This is a genomic window from uncultured Pseudoxanthomonas sp. (genome assembly GCF_947498795.1).
Lineage (GTDB): Bacteria > Pseudomonadota > Gammaproteobacteria > Xanthomonadales > Xanthomonadaceae > Pseudoxanthomonas_A.
Map to the genome: position 1 here is coordinate 340,270 of NZ_CANMLQ010000002.1, position 13,867 is coordinate 354,136.

The 13,867-nt window shown below is 65.2% G+C and carries 13 protein-coding genes and 1 tRNA gene; all 14 read left to right on the forward strand.

What is annotated here, in order from left to right; all coding sequences use genetic code 11:
* Position 1: 1 nt before the first annotated feature.
* The 14 genes from Q0907_RS07760 to Q0907_RS07825 all read left to right on the forward strand — a co-directional run bounded on the left by Q0907_RS07760 (position 2) and on the right by Q0907_RS07825 (position 13,858).
* Positions 2-86: transfer RNA gene (locus Q0907_RS07760), tRNA-Leu, on the forward strand.
* Positions 87-390: 304 nt separating this feature from the next.
* Positions 391-747: an NADH-quinone oxidoreductase subunit A gene (locus tag Q0907_RS07765; protein ID WP_162108536.1), complete on the forward strand. Its 357-nt coding sequence runs from the start codon at positions 391-393 to the stop codon at positions 745-747.
* Positions 738-1,292, forward strand: a complete 555-nt coding sequence (locus Q0907_RS07770) for an NADH-quinone oxidoreductase subunit B (protein ID WP_162108535.1) — start codon at positions 738-740, stop codon at positions 1,290-1,292. The genes Q0907_RS07765 and Q0907_RS07770 overlap by 10 nt, the downstream gene beginning before the upstream one ends.
* 45 nt (positions 1,293-1,337) lie before the next feature.
* Positions 1,338-2,063: an NADH-quinone oxidoreductase subunit C gene (locus Q0907_RS07775; RefSeq protein WP_299343053.1), complete on the forward strand. Its 726-nt coding sequence runs from the start codon at positions 1,338-1,340 to the stop codon at positions 2,061-2,063.
* Entirely contained in the window at positions 2,060-3,364 is a 1,305-nt protein-coding gene (locus Q0907_RS07780) for an NADH-quinone oxidoreductase subunit D (RefSeq protein WP_296282659.1), read from the forward strand. The genes Q0907_RS07775 and Q0907_RS07780 overlap by 4 nt, the downstream gene beginning before the upstream one ends.
* The gene (nuoE, locus tag Q0907_RS07785; RefSeq protein ID WP_299343055.1) at positions 3,361-3,888 is read left to right on the forward strand and encodes an NADH-quinone oxidoreductase subunit NuoE; all 528 of its coding nucleotides are present in this window, start codon (positions 3,361-3,363) and stop codon (positions 3,886-3,888) included. Before Q0907_RS07780 ends, nuoE begins: the two co-directional genes overlap by 4 nt.
* Positions 3,889-3,892: 4 nt before the next feature.
* Positions 3,893-5,263 carry an NADH-quinone oxidoreductase subunit NuoF gene (gene nuoF, locus Q0907_RS07790; RefSeq protein WP_299343057.1) on the forward strand — a complete coding sequence of 457 codons (1,371 nt, stop codon included), beginning with the start codon at positions 3,893-3,895 and terminating at the stop codon, positions 5,261-5,263.
* Positions 5,260-7,494 (forward strand): NADH-quinone oxidoreductase subunit NuoG, encoded by a 2,235-nt coding sequence (nuoG, locus tag Q0907_RS07795; protein ID WP_299343059.1) that lies wholly within the window; start codon positions 5,260-5,262, stop codon positions 7,492-7,494. Before nuoF ends, nuoG begins: the two co-directional genes overlap by 4 nt.
* Positions 7,491-8,582, forward strand: a complete 1,092-nt coding sequence (nuoH, locus tag Q0907_RS07800) for an NADH-quinone oxidoreductase subunit NuoH (protein ID WP_299343061.1) — start codon at positions 7,491-7,493, stop codon at positions 8,580-8,582. Before nuoG ends, nuoH begins: the two co-directional genes overlap by 4 nt.
* Before the next feature lie 3 nt (positions 8,583-8,585).
* The gene (gene nuoI / locus Q0907_RS07805) at positions 8,586-9,074 is read left to right on the forward strand and encodes an NADH-quinone oxidoreductase subunit NuoI (RefSeq protein WP_162108528.1); all 489 of its coding nucleotides are present in this window, start codon (positions 8,586-8,588) and stop codon (positions 9,072-9,074) included.
* 10 nt (positions 9,075-9,084) lie between these two features.
* Positions 9,085-9,738, forward strand: a complete 654-nt coding sequence (locus tag Q0907_RS07810; RefSeq protein ID WP_296282664.1) for an NADH-quinone oxidoreductase subunit J — start codon at positions 9,085-9,087, stop codon at positions 9,736-9,738.
* Entirely contained in the window at positions 9,735-10,040 is a 306-nt protein-coding gene (gene nuoK, locus Q0907_RS07815) for an NADH-quinone oxidoreductase subunit NuoK (RefSeq protein WP_056881218.1), read from the forward strand. The genes Q0907_RS07810 and nuoK overlap by 4 nt, the downstream gene beginning before the upstream one ends.
* A 16-nt stretch (positions 10,041-10,056) precedes the next feature.
* Entirely contained in the window at positions 10,057-12,288 is a 2,232-nt protein-coding gene (gene nuoL, locus Q0907_RS07820) for an NADH-quinone oxidoreductase subunit L (RefSeq protein ID WP_299343063.1), read from the forward strand.
* Positions 12,289-12,346: 58 nt separating this feature from the next.
* Entirely contained in the window at positions 12,347-13,858 is a 1,512-nt protein-coding gene (locus Q0907_RS07825; protein ID WP_299343065.1) for an NADH-quinone oxidoreductase subunit M, read from the forward strand.
* Positions 13,859-13,867: the final 9 nt, after the last annotated feature.

The window sequence follows — 13,867 nt, forward strand, 5'->3', positions numbered from 1 at the left end:
AGCCCAGGTGGCGGAATTGGTAGACGCACTACCTTGAGGTGGTAGCGGCGAAAGTCGTAGGGGTTCGAGTCCCCTCTTGGGCACCAACAGGGCGGGTCGGCGGCAACGTCGCTCCCGCCTCGAAAAAACCCGCCTTCCGGCGGGTTTTTTCTTTTGGCGATGGCGGCGATGCGTGCCGGTAATCGTTTACTAGCGAGTTCACGAACCGTTACAATCCCGCCGATTCATCGGGCGCCCGGTACGTGTTGCGGAAGGGCTCCCGCGGAAGGTGGGCCCGATGGTCGCATCGACGGGTCGCTCGCGGCGAAGGCCGCTGGCGGGCGATGCGAGCCCCATTCATGCCGCGCCGCGTCCTGCGCGCCGGCGGATAGGACAAGACGAGACAAGCGAGTGCTGGCCAACTACCTGCCCACCCTGTTGTTCCTGATCGTCGCCACCGGCATCGGCATCGCGCTGATGGTGGCCGGTCGCTTCCTCGGTCCGCGTCGTCCCGACGCCCAGAAGCTCTCCCCGTACGAATGCGGCTTCGAGGCTTTCGAAGACGCGCGCATGAAGTTCGACGTGCGCTACTACCTGATCGCCATCCAGTTCATCGTGTTCGATCTGGAAATCATCTTCATTGTTCCGTGGACGCTGGTGTTCCAGGAGCTGGGTCCGCGTGCGCTGGTCACGATGGGCCTGTTCGTGGGAATGCTGTTCCTCGGCTTCGTTTACGTTTGGAAGAAGGGAGCGCTCGAATGGGAGTGATCCAGACCGTCGACCGTCTGATGAACAACCCGATCCCGGAAGGGCGGGTGGACGACATCCTGCGCCCCGAAGGCGACAATCCGCTGCTGGAAAAGGGCTACGTCACCACCAGCGTGGATGCGCTGATGAACTGGGCGCGTACCGGCTCGATGTGGCCGATGACGTTCGGCCTGGCCTGCTGCGCGGTCGAGATGATGCACGCCGGCACCTCGCGCCTGGACCTGGACCGCTACGGCGTGGTGTTCCGCCCGTCGCCGCGCCAGTCCGACGTGATGATCGTCGCCGGCACGCTGGTCAACAAGATGGCCCCGGCGCTGCGCAAGGTCTACGACCAGATGCCCGACCCCAAGTGGGTGATCTCGATGGGCAGCTGCGCCAACGGCGGTGGCTACTACCACTATTCGTACTCGGTGGTGCGCGGCTGCGATCGCGTGGTGCCCGTGGACGTGTACGTGCCGGGTTGCCCGCCGACGGCCGAAGCGCTGGTGTACGGCATCCTGCAACTGCAGAAGAAGATCTGGCGTACGCAGACCATCGCGCGCTGATTCCTGCTTTCCCCTGACATCCCCCTCCAGAGCACGCCACGCCCCATGGCAGAGCAAGCTGCAAACTTCACCGACCAGTTGCGCGCCCGTTTCGCGGACGCCACGGTCAGCGTGGCCGAGCCGCGCGGCGAAATCACCCTGGAAGTGCCGTCGGCATCGTGGCACGCCGTCGCGCTCGCGCTCCGCGACGAATTCGGCTTCGAGCAGGCCGTCGACGTCAGCGGCGTGGACTACCTGGGTTACGGCAGCGCCGAGTGGGATACCGCGGACGTGTCGTCCGAGGGCTTCAGCCGCGGCGTCGAAGGCTTCGGCCCGGGTCGCTTCAGCTGGGAACAGCGTCCGCGCGACGCCGCGCGTCCGAACCGTTTCGCCGTCGTGCTGCACCTGCTGTCGTACCAGCACAACCGTCGTGTCCGCGTGCGCTGCTTCGCGCCCGACGATGGCCTCCCGGTGGTGGCATCGGTGTCCGATGTGTGGCCGGGCCTCAACTGGTTCGAGCGCGAGGCGTTCGACCTGTACGGCATCATCTTCGAAGGCCATCCGGACCTGCGCCGCATCCTGACCGACTACGGGTTCGTCGGTCATCCGTTCCGCAAGGACTTCCCGCTGATCGGCAACGTCGAAGTGCGTTACGACGAAGAGAAGAAGCGCGTGGTGTACGAGCCGGTCACTTCGGTCGAGCCGCGCGTCGGCGTGCCGCGCGTGATCCGCGACGACGCGCGTTACCAGACCGCCGCCGGCGAAGCCGCCGCGCGTGAGGGCAAGGCATGAGCAATCCGCAATCCGGCGCCGCGTTCGCCAGCAATCCTGCCGAAGCCAGGCAGGAAATCCGCAACTACACCCTGAACTTCGGTCCGCAGCATCCGGCCGCGCACGGCGTGCTGCGCCTGATCCTGGAAATGGACGGCGAGACTATCGTCCGCGCCGATCCGCACGTGGGCCTGCTGCACCGGGGCACCGAGAAGCTGGCCGAATCCAAGCCGTTCAACCAGTCGATCGGCTACATGGATCGCCTCGACTACGTCTCGATGATGTGCAACGAGCACGCGTACGTGCGCGCCATCGAGACCCTGATGGGCATCGAGGCGCCGGAGCGCGCGCAGTACATCCGCACGATGTATGACGAGATCACCCGCATCCTGAACCACCTGATGTGGATCGGGTCCAACGCGCTGGATCTCGGCGCGATGGCGGTCATGCTGTATGCGTTCCGCGAGCGCGAAGAGCTGATGGACTGCTACGAAGCGGTCAGCGGCGCACGCATGCATGCGGCGTACTACCGTCCGGGCGGCGTGTACCGCGACCTGCCGGACCATATGCCGAAGTACAAGGAGTCGCCCTGGCGCAAGGGCAAGGCGCTCAAGCAGTTCAACCAGGCGCGTGAAGGGTCGCTGCTCGACTTCCTGGAAGACTTCACCAACGAATTCCCCAAGCGCGTCGACGAATACGAGACGCTGCTGACCGACAACCGCATCTGGAAGCAGCGCACGGTGGGCATCGGCGTGGTCGCGCCCGAACAGGCGCGCGCCTGGGGCATGACCGGCGCGATGCTGCGCGGCTCGGGCATCGCATGGGACCTGCGCAAGAAGCAGCCTTACGCGAAGTACGACGCGGTCGATTTTGACATCCCCGTCGGCGTCAATGGCGACTGCTACGACCGCTACCTGGTCCGTGTGGCCGAGATGCGCCAGTCCAACCGCATCATCCAGCAGTGCGTGAAGTGGCTGAAGGCCAACCCCGGCCCGGTCATGGTGCAGAACTTCAAGGTCGCGCCTCCCTCCCGCGAGGAGATGAAGGACGACATGGAAGCGCTAATCCACCACTTCAAGCTCTTCAGCGAAGGCTACTGCGTGCCGGCCGGCGAAACCTACGCCGCGGTCGAAGCGCCAAAGGGCGAATTCGGCTGCTACCTGGTGTCCGACGGTGCCAACAAACCGTTCCGCGTGAAGCTGCGCGCACCGGGCTTCGCGCACCTGTCCTCGATGGACGAGATCGTGCGCGGCCACATGCTCCCCGACGTCGTCGCGATGATCGGTACCTATGATCTTGTCTTTGGTGAGGTGGACCGATGAGGGCCACGGGTAATTTCGAGGCGGCGCAGAACGTCGATCCGCTGGTGGCGTTGAGCGACAAGACGCGCGCGCACATCGATCATTGGCTGACCAAGTTCCCGCCGGACCGCAAGCGCTCGGCGGTGCTGCAGGGCCTGCATGCCGCGCAGGAACAGAACGAAGGTTGGCTGACCGACGAGCTGATCGCCGCCGTCGCCAAGTACCTCGACCTGCCGCCGGTGTGGGCGTACGAGGTCGCCAGCTTCTACTCGATGTTCGAGACCGAGAAGGTCGGCCGCAACAATGTCGCCTTCTGCACCAACATCAGCTGCTGGCTCAACGGCGCCGAGGACCTGGTCGCTCACGCGGAGAAGAAGCTCGGCTGCCGGCTGGGCGAATCCACGGCCGACGGCCGCGTGTACCTGAAGCGCGAAGAAGAGTGCGTGGCCGCCTGCTGCGGCGCGCCGGTCGTGGTCATCAACGGCCATTACCACGAGAAGCTGACGCCGGCGAAGGTCGACGAGCTGCTGGACGGGCTGGAGTAAGTACATGGCAGGCCATTCCCACTATTCAGAAGGCTACGGCCCGGTCGGCCCCGCTCCGAAGGAGCACCAGGCCGTCTACACGACGCTGCATTTCGACAAGCCGTGGTCGTACGAGAACTACCTGAAGACCGGCGGGTACTCCGCGCTGCGCCGGATCATCGAAGAGAAGATCCCGCCGGCCGACGTCGTGGAGATGGTCAAGCAGTCCGGCCTGCGCGGCCGCGGCGGCGCCGGCTTCCCGACCGGCCTGAAGTGGAGCTTCATGCCGAAGGGCGACATGCAGAAGTACATCCTCTGCAACTCGGACGAATCCGAGCCGGGCACCGCCAAGGACCGCGACATCCTGCGCTACAACCCGCATGCGGTGATCGAGGGCATGGCGATCGCCTGCTACGCCACCGGTTCGACCGTGGGCTACAACTACCTGCGCGGCGAATTCCACCACGAGCCGTTCGAGCACCTGGAAGAAGCCACCGCCGAGGCCTACAAACACGGCTGGCTGGGCAAGAACATCCTCGGCTCCGGCGTGGACATCGACCTGTACAACGCGCTCGGCGCGGGCGCCTACATCTGCGGTGAAGAAACCGCGTTGATGGAGTCGCTGGAAGGCAAGAAGGGCCAGCCGCGCTTCAAGCCGCCGTTCCCGGCCAACTTCGGCCTGTACGGCAAGCCCACCACGATCAACAACACCGAGACCTACGCCTCGGTGCCCGCCATCGTGCGCAACGGCGCCGAGTGGTTCATGAACCTGGGCAAGCCCAACAACGGCGGCTGCAAGATCTTCTCGGTCTCTGGCCATGTGGCGAAGCCGGGCAACCATGAGATCCGTTTGGGCACCTCGTTCGCCGAGCTGCTCGAGCTGTGCGGCGGCATGCGCGAAGGCCGCAAGCTCAAGGCGGTCATCCCGGGCGGCTCCTCGATGCCGGTGCTGCCGGGCGAGGTGATGATGGGCCTGACGATGGACTACGACAGCATCCAGAAGGCCGGTTCCGGCCTGGGTTCGGGTGCCGTCGTGGTGATGGACGACACCACCTGCATGGTGCGTGCGTGCCAGCGCATCGCGCGCTTTTATTACAAGGAAAGCTGCGGCCAGTGCACGCCGTGCCGCGAAGGCACCGGCTGGATGTACCGCATGCTGACCCGCGTGGCCGAGCACAAGGCCACGATCGAGGACCTGCAGACGCTGCGCGCGGCGGCGGGCCAGATCGAAGGCCACACCATCTGCGCGTTCGGCGAAGCCGCGGCGTGGCCCGTGCAGGGCATGCTGCGCCACTTCTGGCACGAATTCGAATACGCGATCGTCAACAAGCGTTTCCTCGTCGACGACGAGCGCGACGGCAAGGTCGTCCGTTCCAACCTGGAGGTGGCCGCGTGAGTGCGCAGCCCGTGAATCCCAACCTGCCGCCGGACCACGTCACCGTCTTCATCGACGGGCAGGAGCTGGCCGCGCCCAAGGGTTCGATGATCATCCAGGCCGCCGACAAGGCCGGCATCCCGATCCCGCGCTTCTGCTACCACGAGAAGCTGCCGATCGCGGCCAACTGCCGCATGTGCCTGGTGGAAGTCGAGAAGATGCCGAAGCCGGCACCGGCCTGTGCCACGCCGGTGATGGACGGCATGAAGATCGCCACGCGCAGCGACAAGGCGTTGAAGTCGCAGCGCAACGTGATGGAATTCCTGCTCATCAACCATCCGCTGGACTGCCCGATCTGCGACCAGGGCGGCGAATGCGAGCTGCAGGACCTGTCGCTGGGCTACGGCCGTTCGGTCAGCCGCTTCCAGGAACGCAAGCGCGTGGTGCCGGACGAGGACATCGGTCCGCTGGTCGCCACCGAGATGACCCGTTGCATCCAGTGCACGCGCTGCGTGCGCTTCACCGCGGACGTCGCCGGCACGTACGAGCTGGGCGGCATGTACCGTGGCGAGAACCTGCAGATCGGCACCTACGACGGCAAGCCGCTGACCACCGAAATTTCCGGCAACGTCATCGACGTCTGCCCGGTGGGCGCGCTGACCAACAAGGTGTTCCAGTTCCGCGCCCGTCCGTGGGAGCTGATTGCGCGCGAATCCATCGGCTTCCATGACGCGATGGGCTCCAACGTGTTCTATCACTCGCGCCGCGGCCAGGTGCTGCGCACCGTTCCGCGCGAGAACGAAGCCGTCAACGAATGCTGGTTGTCGGATCGCGACCGTTATTCGCACCAGGGCCTCTATGCCGACGACCGCGCGGTGAAGCCGCTGCAGAAGGTCGATGGCGAGTGGCGCGAGGTCTCCTGGGCCGAGGGCCTGTCCGCTGCCGCCGAGATCCTGCGCGCGAACCGCGGCGACAGCCTGGGCGTGCTGGTGCACCCGGCGGTGTCTAACGAGGAGGGCGGCCTGTTGGCGAAGCTGGCCGAAGGGCTCGGTACGGGCAACCTGGACCACCGCATCAACAACCGCGATTTCTCCGATGGCGCCGTCGCCGAACCGTTCGCGCTGCCGCTGGCGGAGATCGAGCAGGCCGATGTCATCGTGTTGTTCGGCACCAACATCCGCTACGAGTTGCCGCTGCTGCACCAGCGCATCCGCAAGGCCGTCCGCAAGGGGGCCAAGGTGCATGCGGTCAATCCGGTCGATTTCGATTTCGCATTCAGCCTGGCCGGGAAGCACATCGTCGCGCCGTCGCAGCTCGGTGGCGTGCTCAATGACGCTGCGCTGCGCGACGTCGCCAAGGCCGCCAACCGCGCCGTCGTGATCGTCGGTGGCATGGTCGAGAACCATCCGCAGGCCGCTGCGCTGCGCGGTGCCGCAGCCGATTTCGCTGCCGCGACCGGCGCCTCGCTGTGCCGCATCCCCCAGGGTGCGAACGCGGTAGGCCTCGCGCGCCAGGGTGTGCTGCCGAGCGCCCGCGACGTGGCCGGCATGTTCGCCGAGCCGCGCAACGCCTACGTCATCTACGGCATCGAACCGGGCCTGGATTTTGCCGATACGCCGGCTGCCACCAAGGCGCTGGCCTCGTCGAAGGTCGTGGCGCTCAGCCACTTCGCCTGCAAGTCCACGCGCGATGTGGCCGACGTGATCCTGCCGATCGGTCTGTTGCCTGAAATCGACGCGACGCTGACCAACCTGGACGGCAAGGACCAGCGCACGCAAGCCGCCGGCAAGCTGCCGGGCGAGGCGCGTGATGGCTGGAAGGTGCTCCGCGCCCTCGGTGGCGAGCTGCAGCTGGCCGGTTTCGAGTTCACCGACATCGCGGGCGCGCGTGCAGCCATCGCCGGCACCAGGGCGGTTGCCATGGCGAAGTCCGCCGCGCCGGACGCCGCTGGCCAAGGCCTGGAACTGGCCGTCACCGCAGCGATCTACCGCACCGACGGGACGGTCCGTCGTGCCGAAGCGCTGCAGGCGCATCCGCTGAACGTCGGCGACCGCATCGTGCTGAATCCCGCCGATGCGCGGGCCGCCGGCGTCGCCGAGGGCCAGGTCGCCAAGGTCGGCAATGGCATCGGCACGGCCTCGCTGCCGGTGGTGGTGGACGCCCGCGTGGCCGCGGGTGCCGCCTGGATCGAGAGCGGCTACGGTGCCACGGCACCGTTGGGCGCCGGACGCGTCACGGTGGTGAGCGCATGAATGAATTGCTGATCAACACGGTCGGCCCGCTGCGCGAATGGTTCTTCGGGCTGGGCGACATCGGCATGGTGTTGTGGATCGTGCTGAAGATCCTGGCGATCGCCATGCCGGTGATCATCTCGGTCGCGTTCTACGTGGTCTGGGAGCGAAAGCTGATCGGCTGGATGCACGTGCGCCATGGCCCGATGTACGTGGGCATGGGCATCTTCCAGGCGTTCGCGGACGTCTTCAAGCTGCTGTTCAAGGAAATCATCCAGCCCAGCAGCGCGCAGAAGACGATGTACATCCTGGCGCCGCTCATCACGCTGGCGCCGGCGTTCGCGGCGTGGGCGGTGGTGCCGTTCGATTACCAGTTGGTGCTGTCGAACGCCAATGCCGGCCTGCTGTACCTGCTGGCGATGACCTCGCTGGGCGTGTACGGCATCATCATCGCGGGCTGGGCGTCGAACTCGAAGTACGCCTTCCTGGGTGCGATGCGCTCGGCCGCGCAGGTCGTCAGCTACGAAATCGCGATGGGCTTCGCGCTGGTGGGCGTGCTGATCGCCGCCGGCAGCCTGAACCTGACCGACATCGTGATGGCGCAGTCGGGCGATTCCGGCTTCTTCGAATGGTTCTGGCTGCCGCTGTTCCCGCTCTTCATCGTCTACTGGGTCTCCGGCGTCGCCGAAACCAACCGCTCGCCGTTCGACGTGGTGGAAGGCGAATCGGAAATCGTCGCCGGCCACATGGTCGAGTATTCGGGTGCGGCGTTCGCGCTGTTCTTCCTGGCCGAATACGCCAACATGATCCTGGTGAGCTTCCTGGTGTCGCTGTTCTTCCTCGGCGGCTGGCTCAGCCCGCTGCAGGGCTGGATCACGGCCGACGTGTCGCCCTGGATCAACTGGGTCTGGACCGGCGGCTGGCCTTGGCTGCTGCTGAAGGTGCTGTTCTTTGCCAGCGCCTACATCTGGTTCCGCGCCAGTTTCCCCCGTTACCGCTACGACCAGATCATGCGTCTGGGCTGGAAGGTGTTCATCCCGCTCACGATCGTCTGGATCGCGGTGACGGCGTTGCTGGTGTTCTTCGGCGTGTTCGAGAAGGGTGTGTAAGACATGAGCAAGGTTGTGCACTACTTCAAGAGCCTGATGCTGCTGGAGCTGCTCCAGGGCCTGTGGCTGACGCTGAAGTACACCTTCAAGCCGAAGTACACGCTGATGTATCCGATGGAGAAGTTCCCGCAGTCGCCGCGCTTCCGCGGCCTGCACGCGCTGCGCCGCTATCCGAACGGCGAAGAGCGCTGCATCGCCTGCAAGCTGTGCGAGGCGGTGTGCCCGGCGCTGGCGATCACCATCGATTCAGCCCCGCGCGAGGACGGCACCCGCCGCACCACGCGCTACGACATCGACCTGTTCAAGTGCATCTACTGCGGTTTCTGCGAAGAGAGCTGCCCGGTGGACTCGATCGTGGAAACGCACGTGCTGGAGTACCACTTCGACAAGCGCGGGCAGAACATCGTCACCAAGCCGCAGCTGCTGGCGATCGGGGACCGGCTGGAAGCCGAGATCGCCGAGCGCCGCGCCGCCGACGCCGCTTTCCGCTGAGGTCCGAAGAATGGATTGGGTCCTGATCAGTTTCTACGCCTTCGCCACCGTCGCGGTCGTCGCCGCCGGCGCGGTGATCAGCGTGCGCAACCCGGTGCATGCCGTGCTGTGCCTCATCCTGACGTTCTTCTCGGTGGCCTGCATCTGGCTGCTGGTGGGCGCGGAGTTCCTCGGCGTCGCCCTGATCCTCGTCTACGTGGGCGCGGTGATGGTGCTGTTCCTGTTCGTGGTGATGATGCTCGACATCGACGTCACCGCCATGCGCGAGGGCTGGGTCAGGTTCCTGCCGGTGGGCCTGCTGGTGGCCGTGGTCATGCTGGCTCAGATGCTCGTGCTGATCGGCATCAAGGCGAAGATGGCCGTGCCGTTCGCCGACAACGCCGCCGCCGCGGCCGCCGAGGTGTCCAACACCGCCTGGCTGGCGCGCACGCTGTTCACCGAGTTCCTGCTGCCGTTCGAGTTCGCCGCCGTCATCCTGACCGTGGCCGTCGTGGCGGCGGTGATGCTGACGTTGCGCAAGCGCACCGGCATCAAGACGCAGGACCCGGGCGAGCAGTCGCGGGTCAAGGCGCGCGACCGCATCCGCATGGTGTCGATGCCGGCCGAGAAGCCGGTGCGCGAAACGCCGGCCAGTGCGCCGGCGGAAGGGGAGGGCAAGGCATGATTTCCGTAGGCCACCTGCTGGCGCTCGGCGCCGTGCTGTTCTGCATCAGCCTGGCGGGCATCTTCCTCAACAGGAAGAATGTCATCGTGCTGCTGATGTCGATCGAACTGATGCTGCTTTCGGTGAACATCAATTTCGTCGCGTTCTCGCGCGAGCTGGGCGATGCCGCCGGCCAGATCTTCGTGTTCTTCATCCTGACCGTGGCCGCCGCCGAGGCCGCCATTGGCCTGGCGATCCTGGTCACCCTGTTCCGCACCCGGCGCACGATCAACGTGGCCGAAGTCGATACGCTCAAAGGCTGATGCACCGATGACCGGTATGGAAGTCCTCCTCTCCAAGAACGTGCTGCTGGCCATCGTGCTGGCGCCGCTGCTGGGCAGCATCATCGCCGGGTTGTTCGGGCGTTTCGTCGGCCGGGCAGGCGCGCATACCGCGACCATCCTGGGCGTGGCCACCAGCTGCGCGCTGTCGTGCTGGGTGCTGTACCAGCTGGTGGCGCTGGGTGCTTCGCCGTTCAACCAGAACCTGTACACCTTCTTCGAGGTGGGCAGCATCACCGGCCATGTCGGCTTCATGATCGACAGGCTGACCGCGATGATGATGGTCGTGGTGACCTTCGTGTCGCTGCTGGTGCATGTCTACACCATCGGCTACATGGCGGAAGATCCCGGCTACCAGCGCTTCTTCAGTTACATCTCGCTGTTCACCTTCAGCATGCTGATGCTGGTGATGAGCAACAACTTCCTGCAGCTGTTCTTCGGCTGGGAAGCGGTGGGCCTGGTGTCCTACCTGCTGATTGGTTTCTGGTTCAAGCGCCCGACGGCGATCTTCGCCAACATGAAGGCCTTCCTGGTCAACCGCGTGGGCGACTTCGGCTTCCTGCTGGGCATCGGCTGCGTGCTGCTGATGTTCGGCACGCTGGACTACGCCACCGTGTTCGCCAATGCCACGCTGCTCGGAGGCAAGGCAGTGCCGGTCTGGTCCGGTGCGGTGACCCTGTTCGGCCACACCACGCAGCTGCTCGACCAGCCCGTGATCTGGTCCATGGCCACGCTGACCTGCATCTGCCTGTTCATCGGTGCGATGGGCAAGTCCGCCCAAGTGCCGCTGCACGTCTGGCTGCCGGACTCGATGGAAGGCCCGACGCCGATCTCCGCGCTGATCCACGCCGCGACGATGGTGACCGCGGGCATCTTCATGGTCGCGCGCATGTCGCCGCTTTTCGAGCTGTCGCAGACGGCGCTGGACTTCGTGTTGTTCATCGGCGCGACCACGGCGTTGTTCACCGGCCTGATCGGCATCGTGCAGAACGACATCAAGCGCGTGGTGGCGTATTCCACGCTGTCGCAGCTGGGCTACATGACGGTCGCGCTGGGCGTGTCGGCTTATTCGGCGGCCGTGTTCCACCTGATGACGCACGCCTTCTTCAAGGCGCTGCTGTTCCTGGCAGCGGGCTCGGTCATCATCGGCATGCACCACGAGCAGGACATGCGGAAGATGGGCGGCCTGCGCAAGTACATGCCCATCACCTGGATCACCAGCCTGATCGGCACGCTGGCGCTGGTCGGCACGCCGTTCTTCTCGGGTTTCTATTCGAAGGACGTCATCATCGAAGCCGCGCACCACCATCACGAGGTGGCGCACGAGCTGGGCGAGAAGATGTCCGAGATGGGCGTGATGGCGGCCCAGGGCTATCAGGGCCCCAGCGAATGGATCGCGACGTATGGGTATTGGGCCGTGTTGCTGGGCGTGTTCGTGACCAGCTTCTACAGCTTCCGGCTGCTGTACCTCACCTTCCACGGGAAGGAGCGCTTCCGGGATGCCCACGACGACCACGGGCACAGCGACCATGGGCACGACGCCGCGCACGCTGAGGCGCACGATGACCATGGCCACCATCACGGTGCGCATGAGCCGCACGAATCGCCGTGGGTGGTGACGGTGCCGCTGGTACTGCTCGCGATTCCGTCCATCCTGATCGGCATGTTCACCGCCGGTCCGATGCTGTTCGGAACGGCCTGGAACGATGCCCATCATGGGGTGACGCCGTTCTTCCAGGGCGCGATCGACTTCCTTCGCCTCGACCCGTCGTTGGCCACGTCGCCGCGCGATACGGTGATGGCGTTGTTGCCGGAGTGGCACGGTGCAATCAACTTCGCGCTTCACAGCGTGAAGACGCCAGCGCTATGGCTGGCATTCGGAGGCTTCGCCCTGGCGACCTTCCTGTACCTGTTCAAGCCGGAGCTGCCCGGCAGGATGCGCCACAGTGCCTTGGGCGCCTTCCTGACCAACATCCTGGACAAGAAGTACTGGGCCGACCACCTGTGGATCAACGGCTTTGCCGGTGGTGGCGTCAAGCTGGGCAAGGTGTCGCGCGCCTTCGACAGCCACGTGATCGATGGTGCGGCGGTGAACGGCACCGCCAGGCTGGTCGACCTGGGCGCGCAGCTGCTGCGCAAGACCCAGTCCGGTTACCTGTACCACTACGCGTTCGCGATGATCATCGGCCTGATCCTGCTGCTGGGCGTGATCATCAGGTTTTGGCAGTAACGACATGGCGCCGCCCCGTGCGGATCGTCCTGGCGAAGAACTCAACGGATAACACAACGTGTCGAACTGGCCCCTGCTTAGTGTTCTGATCTGGCTGCCCATCCTGGGCGGTGCGCTGGTCCTCGCCGTGGGCAACGCCCGCGCGGGCGCAGCGCGCTGGCTGGGCCTGGCGGTCGCGGTACTGACGTTCGTCGCCAGCATCGGCCTGCTGACGGGCTTCGACTACGCGAATCCGAGCCTGCAGTTCATCGAGACCCATGCGTGGATCCCGAGCTTCGACATCCATTACAACCTGGGTGCCGACGGCATCGCGGTGGCGCTGTTGTTGCTCAACACCCTCATCACGGTGCTGACGCTGGCGGGTGCGTGGGGTTCGGTGAACAAGCGCGTGGCGCAGTACGTGGCGGCGTTCCTGATCCTGGAAGGCCTGACCAACGGCATTTTCGCTGCCAGCGACGCCGTACTGTTCTACGTGTTCTTCGAAGCGATGCTGATCCCGATGTTCCTGATCATCGGTGTCTGGGGCGGACCGCGCCGCATCTATGCCTCGTTGAAGTTCTTCCTGTACACGTTCCTCGGCTCGGTGCTGATGCTGGTCGGTCTGGTGTACCTGTACATCAAGGGCGGCAGCTTCCAGCTGGCCGACCTGTATGCGATGCCGTTGAGCGCGAAGGAGCAGACCTGGCTGTTCTTCGCATTCCTGATCGCCTTCGCAGTCAAGATCCCCATGTTCCCGGTGCACACCTGGCTGCCGGACGCACACGTCGAGGCGCCGACCGCCGGCTCGGTCATCCTGGCGGCGATCGCGCTGAAGATCGGCGGCTACGGCCTGCTGCGCTTCAGCCTGCCGATCGTGCCGGATGCCGGCCATGAGTGGGCGATGTTCATCATCGTGCTGTCGCTGATAGCGGTCGTTTACGTGGGCCTCGTGGCGCTGGTGCAGGACGACATGAAGAAGCTGATCGCGTATTCGTCGGTCTCGCACATGGGCTTCGTGACGCTCGGCATCTTCATCGCCTTCAGCCTGGTGCGCGACTACGGCAATCTGGACGGCGCGCGCCTCGGCCTGCAGGGCGCGATGGTGCAGATGATCAGCCACGGTTTCATCTCCGGCGCGATGTTCACCTGCGTCGGCGTGCTGTACGACCGCATGCATACCCGCATGATCAAGGACTACGGCGGCGTCATCAACACGATGCCTTGGTTCGGCGCGTTCTTCATCCTGTTCGGCATGGCCAACTCCGGCCTGCCGGGCACCAGCGGCTTCGTCGGTGAGTTCATGGTGATCCTGGCCTCGTTCCAGCAGCACCCGCTGATCGCCTTCTTCGCCGCCACCACGCTGGTGATCGGTGCGGCCTACACACTGTGGCTGGTCAAGCGCGTGATCCTGGGCGACGTGGCCAATGCGCACGTGGCGGAGCTGAAGGACGTGTCTCTCCGCGAGGCCGTGGTGCTCGGCGGGTTCGCCGTCTGCGTGCTGGCGCTGGGCGTGTATCCCAAGCCGCTGACCGACCTGATGGAGCCGTCGATCGCGCAACTGGCGATGCAGCTCGCCAACAGCAAGCTGTAAGGAAGAACC

Bases quoted from the DNA above. Each gene is read 5' to 3' on its own strand.
- Q0907_RS07775 (WP_299343053.1), top strand. From the start codon at position 1,338: ATGGCAGAGCAAGCTGCAAACTTCACCGACCAGTTGCGCGCCCGTTTC.
- nuoH (WP_299343061.1), top strand. From the start codon at position 7,491: ATGAATGAATTGCTGATCAACACGGTCGGCCCGCTGCGCGAATGGTTC.
- nuoK (WP_056881218.1), top strand. From the start codon at position 9,735: ATGATTTCCGTAGGCCACCTGCTGGCGCTCGGCGCCGTGCTGTTCTGC.
- Q0907_RS07780 (WP_296282659.1), top strand. From the start codon at position 2,060: ATGAGCAATCCGCAATCCGGCGCCGCGTTCGCCAGCAATCCTGCCGAA.
- Q0907_RS07770 (WP_162108535.1), top strand. From the start codon at position 738: ATGGGAGTGATCCAGACCGTCGACCGTCTGATGAACAACCCGATCCCG.
- Q0907_RS07810 (WP_296282664.1), top strand. From the start codon at position 9,085: ATGGATTGGGTCCTGATCAGTTTCTACGCCTTCGCCACCGTCGCGGTC.
- nuoI (WP_162108528.1), top strand. From the start codon at position 8,586: ATGAGCAAGGTTGTGCACTACTTCAAGAGCCTGATGCTGCTGGAGCTG.
- nuoE (WP_299343055.1), top strand. From the start codon at position 3,361: ATGAGGGCCACGGGTAATTTCGAGGCGGCGCAGAACGTCGATCCGCTG.
- nuoL (WP_299343063.1), top strand. From the start codon at position 10,057: ATGGAAGTCCTCCTCTCCAAGAACGTGCTGCTGGCCATCGTGCTGGCG.
- nuoF (WP_299343057.1), top strand. From the start codon at position 3,893: ATGGCAGGCCATTCCCACTATTCAGAAGGCTACGGCCCGGTCGGCCCC.